The sequence below is a fragment of the Coleofasciculus sp. G2-EDA-02 genome, assembly GCF_040226375.1.
In the GTDB taxonomy this organism is placed as follows: Bacteria; Cyanobacteriota; Cyanobacteriia; order Cyanobacteriales; family Coleofasciculaceae; genus Coleofasciculus.
In genome coordinates this window covers 1-19,935 of the sequence record NZ_JAVKEW010000244.1, presented here as the reverse complement: position 1 = coordinate 19,935, position 19,935 = coordinate 1, and the positions used below count along the sequence as shown (strand labels likewise).

The 19,935-nt window shown below is 46.2% G+C and carries 16 protein-coding genes; 6 read left to right on the top strand and 10 right to left on the bottom strand.

The genetic code is table 11. The features are described from left to right. Positions 1-88 precede the first annotated feature (88 nt). A complete protein-coding gene (locus tag RLO19_RS28265; RefSeq protein WP_446360709.1) occupies positions 89-1,117 on the bottom strand; it encodes a hypothetical protein in 1,029 nt (342 codons plus the stop codon). 532 nt (positions 1,118-1,649) lie between these two features. Continuing rightward, positions 1,650-2,555, bottom strand: coding sequence for an alpha/beta fold hydrolase (locus RLO19_RS28260; RefSeq protein WP_446360707.1), 906 nt, complete (start codon positions 2,553-2,555; stop codon positions 1,650-1,652). Between the two features lie 155 nt (positions 2,556-2,710). On the opposite strand from RLO19_RS28260, the gene speB reads away from it, so the two are divergent. The 5 genes from speB (at position 2,711) to RLO19_RS28235 (ending at position 7,212) form a co-directional block, all read left to right on the top strand. After that, positions 2,711-3,619, top strand: coding sequence for an agmatinase (speB, locus tag RLO19_RS28255; RefSeq protein WP_446360705.1), 909 nt, complete (start codon positions 2,711-2,713; stop codon positions 3,617-3,619). Between the two features lie 99 nt (positions 3,620-3,718). Next, positions 3,719-4,273: a thioredoxin family protein gene (locus RLO19_RS28250; protein ID WP_446360703.1), complete on the top strand. Its 555-nt coding sequence runs from the start codon at positions 3,719-3,721 to the stop codon at positions 4,271-4,273. A gap of 256 nt (positions 4,274-4,529) precedes the next feature. Continuing rightward, the gene (pyrH, locus tag RLO19_RS28245) at positions 4,530-5,258 is read left to right on the top strand and encodes a UMP kinase (protein WP_446360701.1); all 729 of its coding nucleotides are present in this window, start codon (positions 4,530-4,532) and stop codon (positions 5,256-5,258) included. Beyond that, entirely contained in the window at positions 5,245-5,793 is a 549-nt protein-coding gene (gene frr / locus RLO19_RS28240) for a ribosome recycling factor (RefSeq protein ID WP_446360699.1), read from the top strand. Before pyrH ends, frr begins: the two co-directional genes overlap by 14 nt. Before the next feature lie 294 nt (positions 5,794-6,087). Continuing rightward, entirely contained in the window at positions 6,088-7,212 is a 1,125-nt protein-coding gene (locus RLO19_RS28235; protein ID WP_446360697.1) for a geranylgeranyl reductase family protein, read from the top strand. Between the two features lie 264 nt (positions 7,213-7,476). Here the strand turns inward: RLO19_RS28235 and RLO19_RS28230 are convergent, their stop codons facing one another. The 6 genes from RLO19_RS28230 to RLO19_RS28205 form a co-directional block, all read right to left on the bottom strand. After that, a complete protein-coding gene (locus tag RLO19_RS28230) occupies positions 7,477-7,677 on the bottom strand; it encodes a hypothetical protein (protein WP_446339551.1) in 201 nt (66 codons plus the stop codon). Positions 7,678-7,968: 291 nt separating this feature from the next. Further along, positions 7,969-10,173, bottom strand: a complete 2,205-nt coding sequence (locus RLO19_RS28225; protein ID WP_446360695.1) for a GAF domain-containing protein — start codon at positions 10,171-10,173, stop codon at positions 7,969-7,971. A 692-nt stretch (positions 10,174-10,865) separates the two neighbouring features. After that, positions 10,866-13,442, bottom strand: a complete 2,577-nt coding sequence (leuS, locus tag RLO19_RS28220) for a leucine--tRNA ligase (protein ID WP_446360693.1) — start codon at positions 13,440-13,442, stop codon at positions 10,866-10,868. Positions 13,443-14,022: 580 nt separating this feature from the next. Continuing rightward, the gene (locus tag RLO19_RS28215; protein ID WP_446360691.1) at positions 14,023-14,169 is read right to left on the bottom strand and encodes a hypothetical protein; all 147 of its coding nucleotides are present in this window, start codon (positions 14,167-14,169) and stop codon (positions 14,023-14,025) included. Between the two features lie 5 nt (positions 14,170-14,174). Beyond that, positions 14,175-15,200, bottom strand: coding sequence for an alcohol dehydrogenase AdhP (adhP, locus tag RLO19_RS28210; RefSeq protein ID WP_446360689.1), 1,026 nt, complete (start codon positions 15,198-15,200; stop codon positions 14,175-14,177). Between the two features lie 22 nt (positions 15,201-15,222). After that, positions 15,223-16,644 carry a DnaJ domain-containing protein gene (locus RLO19_RS28205; protein ID WP_446360687.1) on the bottom strand — a complete coding sequence of 474 codons (1,422 nt, stop codon included), beginning with the start codon at positions 16,642-16,644 and terminating at the stop codon, positions 15,223-15,225. Positions 16,645-16,708: 64 nt separating this feature from the next. Between RLO19_RS28205 and RLO19_RS28200 the strand changes: the two genes are divergently transcribed. Further along, entirely contained in the window at positions 16,709-16,861 is a 153-nt protein-coding gene (locus tag RLO19_RS28200; protein WP_446360685.1) for a hypothetical protein, read from the top strand. On the opposite strand, the gene RLO19_RS28195 is transcribed toward RLO19_RS28200, so the two are convergent. Next, complete coding sequence (locus RLO19_RS28195) at positions 16,858-17,775, bottom strand: Rpn family recombination-promoting nuclease/putative transposase (protein WP_446360683.1); 918 nt, start codon at positions 17,773-17,775, stop codon at positions 16,858-16,860. The genes RLO19_RS28200 and RLO19_RS28195 overlap by 4 nt on opposite strands. 179 nt (positions 17,776-17,954) lie before the next feature. After that, positions 17,955-19,391: a WD40 repeat domain-containing protein gene (locus RLO19_RS28190; RefSeq protein WP_446360681.1), complete on the bottom strand. Its 1,437-nt coding sequence runs from the start codon at positions 19,389-19,391 to the stop codon at positions 17,955-17,957. Between the last annotated feature and the right edge of the window lie 544 nt (positions 19,392-19,935).

Here is a 19,935-nt window from a genome sequence, read left to right as displayed (position 1 = left end):
GGTGCACTCAAGTTTGTCCGTTGGGGGTTGAGGTATATAGGGCTTAAGGTAGGTGACTCAATAAAATATGACAAATGACAAATGACAACTAAGCCGAATTTTCTAACGCTTCAACGGGCAAACGTTCGGGAAATACCTCAGGAGAAAACATTTCCCATAACACTTGAAGATAGGGTAAAATGAGTGGAATTTGCTGCCGAGAAAGACGTTTGCTAAATTCTCGCCCTAACAGATGAATCATGTGCCGGACTAATTCCCAACCCACATTTAAAGATGGATAGAGCATGACACACAAGGGAAACAATTCTTCTTGGATGGGCGCAATACTCTTTTCCAAAACACAAAGCCACAAGTAAACTTGAAATAGTTCCACATCCCGAATACTGGCAGACTTCACACTAGGGTTTGCCAAGCTACCACTATGACAATGATAATTCGGATGTAAATCGATAATTCGGGTGGCAATTTGCTGAGAAATCAACGCTTGATCCGGTAAAATCTGCCGTAGCAAAACCAACGCTAATGATTGATGTTCATAGTTCGCGGCGGCTTTGTAGAGACGTTGTAATGGCATATACAGACAATCATCAATCACCTGAAAATAAACACTCACCGTAGCTTGCTCCTGAGGTGACAGTGATTTCAGGAGAAACTGACCACTATAGTGAAACTGTAGACTAACAAACGCAATCACCCTGGGGTCAATTGCTGTGTAGTTGTGTCGCAGGCGACCTAACTCTGGTGATAAAAATAAACATAAACGTTCGGGGGTGACTTGATCGGCATAAGCGAGCAATACTTTCTCATAGATTAAGTAAGTATCTTTAGTAATTTGCCAAGGGTCAATTAAGCGATAGTTAATGCCTTGTCGTTTGATTTCTTGGCAGAGCAAAGCTTCGGTTTTTGTCCAAGATTGAATCATTATCGTTCGCAAGGAATCAAGTAACCGCTGAGCTGTAATGGCTCGTAATCCTGGTGAATCCGACTGCCACGCTTTTTCGGGAATACTGTGTTTTTGGACATATTTTTTTGCCCATAGTTTGGATAGCTTTTGTAGGGTAGCCCCCTTCGCCGTCTGTGACGGTTGAAAATTGCCTAGCTTATCCTTTGTACTCATGACACACCCCTTGTCTAGAACGTCGATGTAGTCCGCAAAATTGCGGTAGCCGTAAAGTTAAAAGTTCGTCGGGACTTTCCCAAACCCCCAACCCATGGGAAGAGTTTGTGCTTGATCACTTGTCAACAAAACCCGCCCTTATTCAAATGTAAAAAAAATGTTTATTTGGTATTTAATGTTACACTTTATTAAGTGGGTCTGATTACTGAGTTGGTGTTCTAGCACAGTTGCTCGCCAATAGCTGCTTATTTTTTGCCACCCAACCCTTTACATCTACTCACCAGTCAAAGGATAGTCTTTTTTGAAAAAATTCTCAATAGTCAACTACTGAATGTGGTATCGCATTCATAAAAGTTAAAGAAAGGAAACAGGGGTGCGGGGATATGGGAGATAGAGGAGATGGGGGAGATAAGGGATAGGGGGATGTTCTGTGGTTAATTCAAAACTCACGCACCATGTCCTCTGGGCGAAGTGAAGGGTGAAAACCATGCCTTCGAGCGCAGCGAAGGGTCAAAACTTCCCCAATTCCCAATCAACTCTTCCCCGCAATCCAATCCTGTAAAATGGGATTAACCACATCAGGGGCTTCATCTTGAGGACAATGCCCTAAACCGTCTAAGGGGACAAATTTTTCCACGGCTGGAAAATTGACCCATTCTTTTGCCTCAGCGATGGGTTCCCAGGGATCATCCGTTCCCCACAAAATCAGTGTGGGACAAGATAAGCGAGGTAATAAGTCTTCGGGTATAGGTCCAGAGGAATAGCGGGTAAAGGCAATAAACACATCAGCCGCACCTACATCAGCCGCCGGTGTCATCAGCAAGTCCACTAATTCATCGGTCACCGCCTCGGATTGGCGATAAGCTTGCAATAAAATTTTACGCACAACCTGTGGCTTAGCCAGTTGACGGAAAAAGAGTTGTCCCACCCACTTAATCCCCAGTAACCGTTGTACCATAGGTGCGCCGATGCGACGATGCCAGGGTAATGTAACTCGTTTGCGATCATGGAGCATCCGCAAGGAACAGTTGATCAGCGTAACCCCTAATACCATATCTGGACAATCCACAGCCGCTTGCATCGCTACAATACAGCCAATTGAATTCCCCACCAAAAATGCTGGAGTCTCCACGACTTCCCGACAAAAATCTAGGACTTGTTGTCCCCAGGTTTCAAAGGTATACTCCACCTCAAGTCCTGGCGTAGGTTTGGCAGAGGCACCAAAGCCAATTAAGTCAATGGCATAACACCGACAGGATTCGGCTAATACGGGTAAATTCTTCCGCCAGTGTCCGCAAGAGGCGCCAAAGCCATGCACCATCACAACCGCAGGTCCAGAATTGCCTTGGACTTGATAGGCAATGGGAAAACCTCGCCATGTCCAGATGTGAGTGTCTCTTTTAGGGCGTTTGGGCAGGGTTGAGGAGGGAAAGGTCATGACGATTTCAAGCGTACAGGTTTACTATTTACATTCTGTAATAAAATAGCGTTTTGCGAGATCAACCATTGTAGAGACGTTGCATGCAACGTCTCTACACTTAGAACTATTCTTGTGTCAAAATTAACATTAAGAAATTTTTTGGTGCGTCCCCTATGCTGGTGCAAACGTCTGCTGCGGTTATTCCGTTTCTGGGATCGGAAATTCAGGCATCCTACAAAGCGTCAAACGTGGTTATTTTGCCGATTCCCTACGAGGCAACCACAACCTATCGTAAAGGCACAGAAAATGGACCTGATGCTCTTTTAGAGGCATCAATCCAGCTAGAATACTACGATGATGAGTTAGAACGGGAGATTTGTAAAGACGCCAAGATTTATACACATTCCGCGATCGCAGATACCCGAGGCGGGCAACAGATTTCTGCCCAAAAAATGCTTCAGGATACTCGCGAAACCGTATCTCGGCTTATCGATGATCACAAATTTGTCATTGCCATCGGTGGTGAACATAGCATAACCACCGGAATCGTAGACGCCTACCGCCAAAGGAGTAACGAACCCTTTACCGTGGTGCAAATAGACGCCCACGGAGATTTACGCCACGAATACGAAGGCTCAATTTATAACCACGCCTGTGTGATGCGCCGGATTGTGGATATGGGGTTACCCACATTACCCATCGCCATTCGGAGTCTTTGTCAAGAAGAAGCCGATTTAATTAAAGAAAAATCCATCCCTGTGATTTGGGCGCGAAACATTGTCAACAATCCCCATTGGATAGACGACGCGATCGCGACTATCCCAACAGAGCGAGTATTCATTACCATTGATTTAGATGGCATTGATCCGTCGGCGATGCCCGGGGTTGGCACTCCCGAACCGGGTGGGCTGAATTGGTACGCACTCACAACCTTTTTGCGACGATTGTTTGAAACCCATCAGGTGATCGGTTGCGATGTGATGGAGTTAGCCCCAGTGGTTGATTCAGTTGTCTCCCAATTTAGTGCCGCTAAACTGGTTTACAAACTCATCGGCTATCAAACTCTGACACAAAGGTGGTAGCGATGGCTGGAATTCACTGCCCGATCCAAAATGATCGGCAAACGGGAAGGGGAAAAAGGGAAGAACTAGCATCCAGTAGAACACACACCGTAACACGATATGAGTCTGAAGGAAAAACACGGCACACCCATTGGCAGTTATGCTCCCGATTTTGAGCTTTTAGGCATTGATAAGGATGTTCACCACCTCTCCCGGTATCTGGAAAGGTGGCGAGGAGTGGCGGTAATTTTTTTGAGTAATAACTGTCCCTACTCTGCCGCTTATGTAGACAGACTCAAACAACTGCAAACCCGTTTTCATGAGCAGGGATTTACCCTGATTGGCATTAACTCCAATGATGCTGATCAATCTCCCGAAGATAGCTTCACTCAGATGCAGCAGTTTGCCCGTAGTAGAGGGTTGAATTTTCCCTACCTGTGGGACCCAACTCAGGATGTGGCACAAGGATTTGGTGCTTCAAAAACCCCAGAAGCCTTTGTAATTGATGAACAGGGGGTCTTGCGCTACAGTGGTAAAATTGACGATAATACCCAGTATCCCGAAGCGGTTAACAACGCATACCTCAAGAATGCGATCGCGGCGTTACTGGCTGGGGAAACTATCTCGCCCAAATCAACTCCCACCCAGGGCAGTCCTCTAGTATGGCGCAACTAGTAGGGGGAGCCTTTCATCCTGTGCAGACGTAGCCTGCTACGTCTTTTAGCAGGGGGAATGTAAGCGGCTCAGTGGTTGAAACCACCCGGAATGAGTAACACTTAGCTTGAAGCAGTAATACAGCAAGAATTTGTATTTTAGCAGCACGGGTGTTAATCATGTTATTTGATGATCGACATTCACGCACTCTGTCAGAATTATCGGTAGACTGTTATCGTATGGGCAAGGCAATAGTCAAGAAAGAAAGAGTCGTAGCATGGGGATGAAATACCGACGGGTTTTACTAAAAGTGAGCGGTGAAGCCTTGATGGGCAAACTGAGCTACGGCATAGATCCAGGAGTCGTTCAGGGCATCGCTGCCGAAATCGCCGAAGTGGTGGCAAGTGGCATCCAAATGGCAATTGTCGTCGGTGGTGGCAATATTTTTCGCGGTTTGAAAGCGGCTGCAGGGGGAATGGATCGGGCAACCGGTGATTATATTGGTATGATTGCGACAGTCATGAATGCCATGACCCTGCAAGATGCCTTAGAGCAAATGGGGATACCTACCCGTGTGCAAACCGCGATCGCGATGCAAGAAGTGGCAGAACCCTATATCCGCCGCCGTGCCATTCGTCACCTGGAAAAAGGGCGAGTGGTAATTTTTGGCGCAGGTTCAGGGAATCCTTTTTTTACCACGGATACGACGGCGGCTTTGCGAGCTGCCGAAATTGATGCGGAGGTTATCTTTAAAGCCACTAAAGTTGATGGGATTTATGATTGTGATCCTCAGCTAAATCCCCAAGCTCATCGCTATCAGACGCTCTCCTATAGCTATGTCCTCGCTCAGGATCTGCGGGTGATGGATAGTACAGCGATCGCCTTGTGTAAGGAAAATAATATCCCAATTATGGTATTTGATTTGACAGGGCGGGGTAATATCCGCCGCGCTGTTCAAGGAGAATCTGTCGGAACATTTGTGGGAGGTTTTTGTGAAGTTAGCTGACGCTGAAAGCCAAATGAAGAAAGCCGTTGAAGCAACACAACGGAGTTTCAATACCATTCGTACAGGTCGGGCGAATGCGAGTCTGTTGGATCGAGTGATGGTGGAATATTATGGCAGTCCCACCGCTCTGAAGTCTCTGGCAAGCATTAATACGCCAGATGCCACCACGATTACGATTCAACCCTATGACAAGAATACGCTGACTCTGATTGAAAAATCGATTTCTTTATCAGATATCGGCTTAACCCCCAATAATGACGGTCAAGTCGTGCGACTGAATATTCCACCCTTAACCGCCGAACGCCGCCAAGAATTTGTGAAGATGGCGGGTAAGTTAGCCGAGGACGGAAAAGTCTCCATCCGGAATATTCGTCGTGATGCCGTTGACTCGGTTCGTAAACAGGAAAAAAATAGCGAAGTTTCTGAAGATGAATCCCGTGATCTGCAAGACCGAATTCAGGAATTGACGGACAAGTACACGGCTAAAATTGATGAATTGTTAGCGGCAAAAGAGGAAGATATTACCACGGTTTAACCTAACTTGCTCCAGTTCCCCACCCGTCTCGTGGGGTGGGGACGGATAGAGAGTTTTGAGGTGAGAGCATTATTTAACAAATAAAAATGACCCATGATAAGGGGTAATTTGCTCCTCTTAAATCTCCCCTTAAGACTATCCTATTCCTTGAGTTGATCCTACTCGGCGAGAAGACATCGTCCATACTTCGTATGGGCGGGGAGTGTCAATGCTAAACTATGTCAGGGGTTAAAACTAAATACCACAGTAATACCTCTTTAGCACAGTCCTGAATTTTTTAATCCTTAGAGCCTAATGTTTGACTGCATTATTGTTGGGGCAGGTTCTGCTGGGGGAACTGCCGCCTATCACCTCGCCAAGCGAGGGCGTTCGGTACTGATTCTAGAAAAAGATTCTTTACCCCGATACAAGCCCTGTAGTGGTGGTGTATCCCCAAGCGTGCAACAGTGGTTTGATTTTGATCTGGCACCGGCGATCTCCCAAAATGTGAGCCGAGTCCGCTACACCTGGCAAATGGATGATCCGGTGGAGGTCAATCTCAAAAAACAAAAACCTGTCTGGATGGTGCGGCGAGATGTTTTTGACCAGTTTTTAGTCGAACAGGCAAAACAGCAAGGCGCTCAACTGCAAGAGCAAACGACTGTAACGGGTATTGAATTTAAAGGCGATCGCTGGCAGGTTAATACCACAAATGAACCGATGGCAGCCCGTTACCTGATCGCCGCTGATGGTGCCAATGGTTCTATGGCACAATGGTTGGGCTTTAAAGATCGTCCCCAGCGTATGGCAGTGACGATAGAAGCTCCCAAGTCAACCCCTCAAACCGGTGATCCCACTATCCATTTTGACTTTGGGCAAGTGAAAAATGGCTACATCTGGAATTTTCCCAAAGCCGATGGCTATTCCGTCAGTGTGGGTACGTTTAAGGGGAATGACAAGCAGGATTTACAAGCCATAGGAACTAACTATATTCAGCAACTCGGTATTGATCCGAAACTCTGTCAGGTTCACAATCACCCAATGTGCCTGTGGGATGGTAACCAAAAGTTACATGGGCAAAATGCGCTGCTGGTTGGCGATACCGCTTGTTTGGCTGATCCGTTTACGGGTGAAGGCATTCGTCCCTCTATCTTTAGTGGCGTCAAAGCGGCTGAGGCAATTGATGGGGCTTTAGGGGGTAACGCCACCGCCTTAACTCAGTATACCCAAGTGATTCAGGACGAATGGGGTAACGAGATGGTTTGGGCGAAACGTTTAGCTAGTGCCTTCTATGGCTTTCCCAAAATTGGCTATAAGGTAGGCGTAAAGCGACCTTCAGCGACTCTGATTATGCTGAAAATTTTATCCGGAGAATTGAATTACTCAGAGGTGGCAAATCTGGCAATTAAACGTTTGAGTGGCGGATTCTTCTCACGGTAGGTTGTTTGTCATTTGTCATTTGTCAGGGGACAAGGGAGTCGGGGCGGGCGCGAGTTAAATCTGGGTGAGGTAAGAAACAAAACTCACGCCCCATCCCCTATGCGCCAAGTGAAGGGTCAAAACTTCCCCAATCCCCAAACACCATTAAAAATCCCACGGCACTTACCGTGGGATTTTGCTACCTCGAAAGAGTTGTATGAGAAAAGTCCGGTTCAGTTATGCTAACCACCATCGTTATGGGCAGCATATTTCATCAAACACCGCTTAGCTTAGAGAAGCACGACTGCGATCATAGCTGGTGCGGAAACCAGAATTGGGTTTGCCTTGAATAGAATCCCAGTGGCTGAGGTTATCAACATCTAAGCCGACTTCATTGGCTGCTCGATTGAGCATGGATTGTTGCCTGTTCTTGACGGCGTGATGGTGACGCATCATTAAGGCTCTAGCTTGTTCTTGAGTAGACATTTGTTTATTCTCCGATTGCTTTAGTGATATTTCGCTGTTTTTTTCCTTACAAAATAACTATAACAGGAAATTTCTGTAACAAACACTACAGAATTGCTTTATTTACAAATCTTAATGTTATGATTTTCAAACATAACCCCGTTAGACAGACAAGTTGTCTGATCACTAAGGCAAGTTAAGCTAGATCACAGCAAAGGGTGCAGGGATTGGGAAAAATTTCCCCCTGCTGCCCGAGAAAGGCGGGTTTAGTTAAGTTTCAAGACAGTGGCAAAATGTTTGTCAAACCCGCCCCTACACCTGTACGGACTCAAATTCAGGCAGAATGCGGACACGGGCAAACTTGAGTCCTGTGATTCCTTGTAGTCTTTCAACGGTGCTGGATTCGATATGGCTATCCACCCAACCTTCACGGGCTAGGTAGCGTAAATATTGTTGATATTCCGTCCATTCGGCTTGGGTGGAATAGACGATAGTCAGCATTCCCGGTTGGGTGATTCGAGTTTGGGTGTTGGTGTCAAGGGCTTTATCAATCCGTTTTTTGACGATTTCGTAGCGGGTGTCGCGGGTGCTACTGCGTAAATCGAAAATTTTTTCCGTTTGTTCGTCGTGAAAAATATCAACCGTGGTTTCCTGGACTAAGACTAGATGAGTGACTTGTAACGGATTGTCAAAGCGATCGCGCATTTGAAAACAAGTCCTAGCACAGTCACACATAGCCCGTAGCTGTTCGTAGCGCAGACAGTGGAGATGGAATAAGGTAAAGTGCGAGTTAATCGAAGCGCCCGCATAGATCATGTGATCGATACCATCGGTGAGTTCATGATCACAGTAGTGGGGGATAATCTGCTGCATCCGGATTTGCCACCGTTCCCAAGTTTGCCGCAGTTGTTCGTTAATCTCATAGATCATTCGATCATAGCGATCGCGGGCGGTATAAACACAGCCATGAGGATTGGCGCAGGCTTGTTTGTAAGCTCTCACCGCTTCAACCGCCCCATCGCCACAGTCTTGGAAATAATCAAAATAAATTTCCAGATGATCCCTTAGATATTGAATCGCCGTCACCTCAGCCTCCGCCATCACTCCTTTTTCCAACTGTTTAATATAGGCGGACAAATCCAGGCGCAGTTGTTGCAACAAAGGCAACTGTTGGTATTGGTTCGCCCCATCCACCACCGCCATTGCCAAATTGAACTGGCTGAGTAAATCGGCTTGGATGGATCGATTCCGTTCACTCGACGAACCCCGGATATCGGAAATCCCGTACATCGGATGGACATCAGTAAACACAATCGGTTCTGGGGGGAGTCCCCAACTGCGGCGTTCCGCTTCTTCTAAGAAACGCCATTCTACGGCGGGATGGATATGATTAAATTGACTTTGAGCCGCTTGACGCAGGGCGGCGGATAAGGCGGGGATCAAGGCGCAAGCATGGTTGATATCCAGGGAATCGAAGTTATGAGTCTGATCACTCGTCAGCCCTACCATTCCCATCAAGTTTTGGCTGGGGGTTTCGGCTTCAGCTGTAGAAACTGTTAGGGGAATCAGCAACAGGGAACGGGCGCCCTGGTTGAACAACGTCTGTTCAAACTCAGTGTGACAATCACTTTCTAAGTTAGCGACTCTGCAAACTTGATTCCCTTGGGCGGCTTCTTGGAAATGGGAACCTTCCAGGGAATCCCAGGAATAGACTTGGGTTTGCATAATTTGATCATCTTTGCTGGTGAAAAGTTTGACCTCTTGGTGCTTCACCCGCAACAGCAGAATTTGATCAGCGCGAAACAGCGATCGCATTTTTTGCTCAAATAGGCGAAACTTCTCGGAACGCAAGAGGGAGTCGCGTTCGATTAGCAAGCTAATCAGTTGTCGAATCGTTTCTTGGTGGGTAACATCCAATCCTTCCCACAAAAGCTGACCCCTAACCTGGTAATTGTCCAGGTTTAAACGCTCCTCCCAGGTAGGGTTAAGGATAATTTGCTGAATCGGTTGTTTGGATAGATCGATATCTGAAAATTCGTTAATTTCCGGATTAATCCGCTCAACGTTCAGATGTTGCGATCGCAGCCAAAATTGTACACAATGGGGTTCGCCACCGTGGGGATTATCGAGAGTGGCAATAACGGGTTCATCTAAAAAGCGCCATTGGGTATGATTAATTTTATATACATCTCGTAATATTAGCGCCAGTAAATGACGCCGATATAACTGTTCTAGGGTTTTAGCATCAACATTTGTAAATAAATCAAATAGGTGAATGCCCTGGTGTTTTAAGTTACCCGTGGCAGTATTAATTCCAGTTAAGTGGCAAAAGGCGTCATTGGCGTAATACAGCGTAAAGTTTCCCGGTTCAACCCACGCCATCAACAGTTTGCTATGATGCTGGAAACGCGCCAACCACTTATCATTTCCCGAATTCGCCTGATTTGTCATGGTGTCGCGATCGCGGAATGTTGATTCATCACTCACCTGTTGACGATGGGAATGTGAATTAGACATCGCAGGTATATTAACCTCCAGGGAATCGTCTGGAATGTGTTGTCGGTTGTTGTTCAACATCAAGGTAAACCGGTGATGAAACCATGAGCCGTTTTTCCATTTGATCATAGAATTTAAAACTTGACAAGTTAAGAGAAATATGGTCTTAAAGTTTTGCAAGATTTTTCTCATAAACAACTTGTCATTTATCACAGACTCAAGGGACGTTCGTAGTAAGCGCTTTAGCGCCATCCGTTCGTAGTAAGCGCTTTAGCGCCATCCAGTGAGGTGCGTAGTCGGTAGAGTGAGTTAAACGATATTTATTTGAGGAAATAACCATTAAATGCAATATCCCCCGTAACCCACCAAAATGGAATAGATATTACGATTAAATCGGGCGCACGTCAGACGTAGGGTGGGTTAGGCGATATTTAATTGAGGAAATAACCATTAAATGTCATATCCCCCGTAACCCACCAAAATGGAATAGATATTACGATTAAATCGGGCGCACGTCAGACGTAGGGTGGGTTAGGCGATATTTAATTGAGGAAATAACCATTAAATGCGATATCCGCCGTAACCCACCAAAATGGAGTAGATATTACGATTAAATCGGGCGCACGTCGGTGCGCCCCTACGGTTTCTGGGCAAAAGCTACCCCCGTTATAACCTAGTCCCTTGTCGATTATAGGTAAATCTAGGTATTTAGGTTACTGCTGCAAGCCCGTCACGACAAAATTGACCAGTTTTCCAGGTACAACAATCACCTTTTTCACCGTCTTACCTGTTAGATAACGCTGGGCAACTTCTGATTCCCTGGCGTACTGTTCTAACGCTGATTTATCGGAATCAGCAGGAACCTGAATTGTGCCACGGGTTTTGCCCATGATTTGAATCACCAGGGTAATCTCATCAGCGACTAATGCCTCTGGTTCAAAGGTACACCAAGGTTGTAGGTGTACTGAATCTGTATGACCAATGCCATGCCATAATTCTTCCGCAATATGGGGGGCAAAGGGGGCTAATAATAGAATCAGTGTCTCGATTCCTTCGGCGTAAACGGGGGACTCTTTGCACTTAGCATCAGTGAGGGCGTTGCTAAGTTTCATTAACTCAGAAACGGCTGTATTAAATTGATATTCCCCATCTAAATCATCGGTGACTTCTTTAATCGCCGTGTGAATTGCCCGCCGCAGGTCTTTTTCCGGTTTACTTAACTCAGGGGGAATAGTGGTGGAACGGTTGGTTCCTTTTGCCGCAAACTCCTCCACCAACCGCCAAACCCGGTTGAGGAAACGGAATTGTCCTTCCACATCTGCATCATCCCATTCCAGGTCTTTTTCTGGGGGGGCTTTAAACAGGATAAACATGCGGGCGGTATCGGCACCATATTTGTTAATGACTTCTTCAGGTGCAACACCGTTATATTTAGATTTGGACATGGTTTTGTAGGACACCTCCAGGGTTTCCCCGGTTTCTGGGTCTTTGGGTTCACTGGGGTTGACCTCCACCGAGGGAATCCATTCCCCGGTTCTGGGGTTCATATAGGTTAACCCCTGCACCATCCCCTGAGTCAACAGACGCTGGAACGGTTCATCAAAATTGAGTAAGCCGCGATCGCGCAGAACTTTGGTGAAGAAACGGGAGTACAATAGGTGCAATATCGCATGTTCGATGCCACCCACGTACTGGTCTACGGGCATCCAGTCATTAGTTTTGCTCTTGTCAAACACCTGCTGGTCATTATTGGCATCAGGATAACGCAGGAAATACCACGACGAATCAATAAACGTATCCATCGTATCCGTTTCCCGTTTCGCGGCTGTACCACAGGTGGGACAAGGTACATCTGTCCATCCCTCCACTTGGGATAACGAAGCGACACGCCCCCCACTCATAGCTACATTCTCCGGTAATTCTACAGGCAAATCCTGCTCCGGAACCGGGACAATGCCACAATCAGGACAGTAAATCACCGGAATCGGTGCGCCCCAATAGCGTTGGCGGGAAATTAACCAATCCCGCAGGCGGTACTGTATCCGGGCTTTCCCCCATCCTTTACGTTCGGCGTAGTTGACAATTTCTGCTTTGGCGGCTGTTGATTCCATCCCATTGAACAGGTCAGAATTCACCACCACACCGGGTTCAGTATACGCCTGTTTCGGTGCAGCTTTCGGGTCAGCCGCATCTGCTGCTACAATCACCACCTTGATGGGTAAATTCTGTTTCGTAGCAAATTGGAAATCTCGCGCATCATGGGCGGGAACACCCATTACCGCCCCTGTGCCATATTCATAGAGGACGTAATCGGCAATCCAAATCGGAATTTCTTCCCCAGTAAAGGGATTAATCGCCTTACCCCCAGTGGGAATACCCCGTTTCGGCTTATCCTCAGCCGTGCGTTCCAATTCGCTTTCCTGAGTCACCTCTTGAATAAAGGCATCAACAGCAGCTTTGCGGTCAGGAGTCGTCACCTTTGGGGTTAAGGGATGTTCTGGGGCTAAAACCACATAAGTCACGCCATAAACCGTATCTGGGCGAGTGGTAAAGACACCAATTTTTTCATCCAAGCCGATAATGGGAAACTCTAAATAAGCGCCGATGGACTTGCCAATCCAGTTGGCTTGCATCAACTTCACCCGTTCGGGCCATCCCTCTAGCTTATCTAAATCGTTGAGTAATTGTTCGGCATAATCGGTAATTTTCAGGAACCACTGGCGTAAGAGTTTCCGTTCCACTTTCGCACCAGAACGCCAAGAACGTCCCTCGCTATCCACCTGTTCATTTGCCAGTACGGTTTGGTCAATGGGGTCCCAGTTGACAGCGGCTTCTTTCTGATAGGCTAATCCCGCGTGGAGAAACTGCAAGAAAATCCACTGAGTCCACTTGTAATAGTCGGGCGCACAGGTCGCCAATTCACAGTTCCAGTCGTAGGACAATCCCAGACGCTTTAACTCAGACCGCATCTGAGCAATATTTTGATACGTCCACTTGGCGGGATGGACACCCCGTTGAATCGCGGCATTTTCTGCGGGTAGCCCAAAGGCATCCCAACCCATAGGATGGAGGACTCGATAGCCCTGCATCCGGCTTTTGCGGGCAATGACATCGGTAATCGTATAGTTACGGACGTGACCCATGTGCAGGTTGCCCGATGGATAGGGGAACATGGACAGGGCATAGAATTTGGGCTTATCTGCCTTGTCCTGGGTTTGGTCTAGGTTTTGTTGTGACCAACTCGTTTGCCACTTTTCCTCTATCTCGACGGGGTTATAACGCGACTCCACAAAAGAATCTCCTACAGGGTTGAACTGATCCGTTTTAACAATTTTGGCACATCATCAGGGGAGATGAGGAGTTTGTATGTAGTAAGGGATGGGAGCCCGTTAAAATCCTCGGTTGACTACTGGCGTGACAGCGATAGTTCAGAAATCGACCAAAAGCGACGCGAAACTCCATCATTTCCGATTCTTGTTTGGGTATTAGATGCACAAAAGGTTTTTTTTGTCAAATCTGCCCCTGATGAGTTGATGAAAATTGGGTGTTGAAACATGTTTGTATTTTCTCAGTTTTTCCCAAGTTAGGAAAAAAAATGACGTTATTTTAGGGCTTTGAGGGGTTTTGCCCTTAAAAATGCCTACAAAAAAACTAAGATACAGGATTTGATTTTCTCATACTACAACCAAAACCAACGGGAAGTCAAGCTTTGCCGGGAGTTTCCGACTTAAGCCTTCAGTCCGATTATCTTGAGCAATTTAAAACTCAACGGATAAATCGAAAAGTTATAGTTATGGGATAGGTTCACGGGTGAGGATGCAACCGGACATGATACTATCCAAGTTGTATCGCTGGGATGATGTCTTTGAGTTAGGGTGAAACTTGCCAGGATTTTCGCGATCGCACCACCAGGAAACAAAGAGCGATCGCAAAGAGAATAGTGGCATGATTAATCAGCGTATTTTGGGCATTGACCATCCCCCCTTGCCCCCCTTCGTAAGGGGGGTTAATTGTCATAATAATTAGCTAACTTGCAGCACGATGCGACCATTGACTTCACCGTTTCTGAGACGTTCAAATACATGATTAATCTCCTCTAACGGCTGCTTCTCTAAAGTGGGCTTCACCTTGCCTTCTGCCGCAAATTGTAAGCATTCTTGCATATCTTTGCGCGTACCGACAATCGAACCGCGAATAGTAATCCGTTTTAATACCACCTCAAAGATAGGTGTAGGAAACTCTCCTGGGGGTAGCCCAACTAAAGCACAAGTGCCACCTCGTCGTAGCGTTCCCAGGGCTTGACGAAAAGCAGCAGTAGAAACAGCAGTGACTAAAGCACCATGCGCCCCCCCAATTTTCTCTTGTACCACCGTGGCGGGGTCTTCTTTGGTCACATTAACCGTAAGTTCTGCCCCCAATTGCTTGGCTAACTCCAGCTTCTGATCACTGGTGTCTAAGGCGACAACATGGAGTGCCAAAGCTTTGGCATATTGGACAGCAATGTGACCTAAGCCACCAATACCAGAAATCACCACCCATTCTCCAGGTTTAGTATTAGTTTCTTTCAAACCTTTGTAGGTGGTTACCCCAGCGCAGAGAATGGGACTAGCATCAGCAAAATCAACGCCATCGGGGATAGGACTTACATAGTCAGCTGGCGCCACCATATACTCCGCATAACCCCCGTTGACAGAGTACCCGGTGTTTTCTTGATTAGGACATAATGTTTCCCAACCCGTGAAGCAATATTCGCAATGTCCACAGGCACTATGCAGCCAAGGAACCCCGACGCGATCGCCTTCTTTATATAAAGTTACGCCAGAACCAACGGCGGCGACATAACCCGCCCCCTCATGTCCAGGGATAAAAGGCAAATTAGGCTTTATGGGCCAATCCCCATCAGCCGCATGTAAGTCAGTATGGCAGACACCACAGGTAACGGTACGGATTAAGACTTGTCCGGCTTTGGGTTCTGGAATAGGAACCTCTTCAATCGATAGGGGTTCGCCAAATCTATGCACCACGGCGGCTTTCATCGTATTTGCCATAACCTTTATCCTTTCTGAATCCTTAATCACATCGCCAAATCTTAATTGTTTTATCCGCACTGCCACTGACAATAATTTGCCCATCTAAACTGATTGCAATTGTATGTACAGCAGCCGTATGTCCTTTCAGCGTGCGAAGTTTCTGCCCTTTTCTAATTTGCCACAGTTTAATCGTTTTGTCGGTGCTACCACTGACAAGAATCTGTCCATCAGGACTAAATGCCACCGCATTAACCATATCATGATGCCCTTTCAAAGTTCGCAGTATCCGCCCACTACTGAGTTGCCAGACTTTAATCGTTCCATCGGTGCTACCACTGGCAAGAATCTGCCCATCGGAACTAAATGCTACCCCATTTACAGCATCATGATGACCGATAAGCGTATGAAGTTCCCGCGCCTTTCCCACCTGCCATAACTTAATCGTTTTATCAGTGCTACAACTGGCGAGAATCTTGCCATTTGGACTAATAGCAACTCCATTGACTCCAGCATTATGACCCTTAAAGGTGCGTAATTCTCGTCCTTTCGGCAGAGACCAAAGTTTAATGGTTTTATCATCGCTACCACTGGCAAGTAGCTTACCATCTGGACTAATTGTTACCGACTTAACCCCAGCAAATAGACCCGAATGTCCGATTAACGTTTGCCGTTCATTCCCCGTACTGAGTTGCCAAATCTTAATCGTTTTATCATTCCCCCCACTCACCAATGTTTGCCCATCGGCACTAATTGCAATAGATTGAACATAGCCAAACCTACCGACATGTCCTTTGAGAGTGCGTTGTTCCTTTCCTGTTTGCACATCCCATAGTTTAATCGTTCCATCTGTGCTACCACTCACGATAGTTTGCCTGTCTGGACTAATCGCAACGGCGTAGACAAAGTAAGTATGACCTTTGAGGGTATGAACACAACGCCAGTTCTGTTGGAGTGGCTGCAAGACGACATTTTGCAACTTGCTAATGCAGAAAAGTACATCTTGATACTCTCGTAGATCTTGCTGTTGCCAATACAGACTAGCCGCTTGATTAAGATCCGCGATCGCTTGTCGGTGTTCGCCCAGTTGAGAATAAGCCAGTCCGCGATATTTATAGGCTTTAACCAAATCAACATCTAGCCAGATAGCTTTGCTAAAATAGTCAATTGCTTGCTGATATTGACAGCCCTTTGCCAGTTCCATCCCCCACTGGTAATAGGTTGTTCCATCCGCATCTTGGCTAACCTCTGGCTGAGGTAATACCGAGGCATAATACTTAAGCTGTTGGTAAGCGTCATTTATTTTTTTAAGTTCCTCTTGCCCTTGGGCTTGTCGTTGTGGATCATCAGGAAAACGATCCGGATGCCAATATCTAGCTAATTCCCGATAGGCTTGTTTAATCTCTGCTAAAGACGCGCCCGGTTGCAGTCCCAAAATTACATAATACTGATTAATCTGGTCCATTAAACTTATGAATTATCTGAATTATAAATTATGAATTTATTCCCCGTTTCCTAACGAATGACGAATGACGATCTTATTGATACCGCCAAATCTTAATTGTGCCATCGCGACTCCCACTAATAATCATAGGAATGCACGATTGTACTGCATCTATAGTAAACCTTCCCCACTCTGGCGACAGAGACAGCGATCACATCCCCGATCGCTCTTGGTTTAACTCTGGGTGTTATCTTGTAACCAAGTGGTTAAATCGGTAAAATCAGTAAATGTCAGAACAGCATCGGCTAACGCTTCTAATTGCCCAGAGGGTAATTGACGGAGGCGGGTTTGCAGTTCCGGCGCGATCGCTCCGATACGACGTTCTAATAAACGCAAGATTAATCCAATTTCTCCTTCTTGTTTACCTTGCTGTCTACCTTGTTCAATGCCTTTTAAAATAGCGCCCTGTTGATCTTCTAGAAACATTTGCTGCTTTTCTAGCGTTTCTAATTCTTGCAGGCTTAAGTTGGCTTGATTAGCAATTCTAAATGCTTTCTGAATAGCAGCAACTTCATCCATTGTTTCTGGCACACTGTCTAAGTTGCTCGTTTGTTTCATGAAATAAATCCATTTATCGGTTAAGGTTTCCAATTCATTTAAATCTTTTTGAAAATTCGGCAACTCGACAAAAACCAATTCTAGAGGATGTTCAGGATATATGAATAAATCCTCCATATCGGCAAAAGTAAATCGGGAAATGACTTTATTTCGATGGGGAAACATCTGAAAGTCTGTAATTGTTAAAGCAATGACAGAATTCAGTCTAGAGTATCCTTCCCCCGATTTAAGTTGAGTTGCAAAGGTTTTAGCAGCATTGAATACAACTCGTTTATCAAAGGCGACGACATTTAAGACTTGCATTTCAATGATCACGATTTTATTTCCAGTAATTTTTGCCTTAACGTCCAGAAAGGTATCTTTTAGACCAGGAATACTCGGCGGTAAATACGGAGCAATAATTTCTAAGTCCTCAATGGTGGAATTGCCTTCGTATAGAAGCGCATTTAAAAAACTAATGAGGATGTCTTTACTATCCGTAGAGCCGAATATTTTTTTGAAGGCAAAGTCTGTTTTTGGGTTAATGAAAGTCATATATAGCACCTAATTTATTTCTTAAGATACAGATTAACATGGGGAACAGCGAATAAAATAGTTTACCAATTATGGAGGTTGGCTATAGACTAAGAGGGGACGATAAAATATTGTATTATGTTCTCAATTTATTAGCAGATAGAACGGCGATCGCAGTGCAAGGATGACTGGACTGGAGTTCAGGCGCGATCGCACTCCTGTTGCCTACGCCATATCTTGATTGTCTTGTCGCTACTCCCACTAATCAATTGCTGTCCATCGGGACTGAAAACCACTGATGTCACTGCACCCGCATGTTCCGATAAAGTGCTAATTAACTCCCCATCCTCCAGATTCCAGAGTTTCAGGGTTTGGTCACAACTTCCACTGACTAAGGTTTTCCCATCCCGACTAAAGGCAAGACAGCGAACCTCATCAGTATGTCCTTTTAAGGTATACCTTTCCTGTCCAGTTCTCATGTCCCATAATTTAATTGTACAGTCTGCACTTCCACTAGCCAGCCATTGTCCATCGGGGCTAAATATGACCGCATAAATCCCACCTTGATGTCCGTTGAGTGTGATCGTATCGTTGCGAACAGAGGAACGGACATCCCAGAGTTTAATCATGCCATCCCGACTCCCACTGGCAAGAATTTGCCCATCGGGACTAAAGGCTACGGTATGAACTTTTTCTCCATGTCCTTTAAAAATGCGTTTTTGGGCTAAAGTATTGGCATCCCAAAGTTTCACAGTACAGTCAGCACTCCCACTCGCCAAGGTTAAGCCATCGGGACTAAAGGCGACGGCGAGAAAATAGTAAAAATAGCCCTTTAGACTGCGTTTTTGCTGTCCGGTGCGAGTATCCCACAGCTTAATCGTATGATCTGCACTACCACTGGCTAAGGTTTGTTCGTGAGGATTAAAGGCGATGGATAAAACCGGGTGGGAATGTCCTTTGAGGATTAGGTGTTTTTGTTCAGTGTGAATATCCCACAATTGAATTGTATTATTAATCGTGTTAGTGGCTATAATTTGCCCGTCTGGGTGAAGAGTCAGAGTGGTAATGGGCGCTAAATTTCCGGTGAGGGTGTTGACACATTGCCATCGGGAAATGTTATCTGGTAAAAGCAGTTCGACTTCTACAGCAGACTGAATCCTGGGAGAATTGGAGTTAATGGGTTCTGGGATTGGGAATTGGGAAAACCTAACCCCCCAACCCCCTTCCCAACCCCCCTCGTTCCCCCCTGCGAGGGGGGAGGAGAGAGGATGCTTCGCTTTTTTTGCACGGAAGGGGGAGTATGAAAGCCTATTCTCGTGTTGGGGAGGGGTATTTCCTTTAGTTAATTGACTAACAGTATCCTGAAGCTGTGCGATCGCATCGTGTAATTCGGTAATCTGGGATCTGAGGGAGTCTGAGTTTGTAACTTGTTGTTGCAGGAGTGCGATCGCGGTTTCTGTCTGTTGATGAGTCTTCTGATAGAATCGCCCTCGATTAGCTAGATTCAATCCCAGAGTAATCGTAATCGGTGCGGCGGCGTAAACCGCCTGTTGAGTTGCGGCGGCGATAACCGTTCCCAAGGCTGAACCAGCGAGGAAAAGGTATTCAGTAATCTTTAGCCAGGGGCGGTTACTCATAGCGGGTGCAACGGGAAATGGCTTGCGGGATTAGGTAAAAGGGTAGCTTAATTTTCACAGCATCTGGCGCAATCAAGGCGGGAATATTTTGTTTTTTGTGTAGGGGCGGGTTTGACTACTATCATTTTTGACCCCACCCAAATGTGACTAAACCCGCCCTGATCGATGTGTAGCGGTGGTTAAAATGCCGTAGTCGTCAAGGATTGCATTGGTATTGATGAGTGCGATCGCTAGGAGGACATGGCAAACGGAGATTACGAATTGGTGTTTTGCACAGAAGCCAATTCGTGCTTAATTGGATAAACATGAAGATAGTTTTCTGGGCGCACGTCGGTCATTGGTGTCAACTTAAGCTCAACCCCTCACCCCCATCCCCCCTAGCCCCCATCCCCCCTAGCCCCCATCCCCCCTAGCCCCCCTTTGAAAGGGGGGAAAAAAGGGGGGAAAAAAGGGGGGAAAAAAGGGGGGAAAAAAGGGGGGAAAAAAGGGGGGAAAAAAGGGGGGAAAAAAAGGGGGAAAGAAAAAAAGGGGGAAAAAAGGGGGG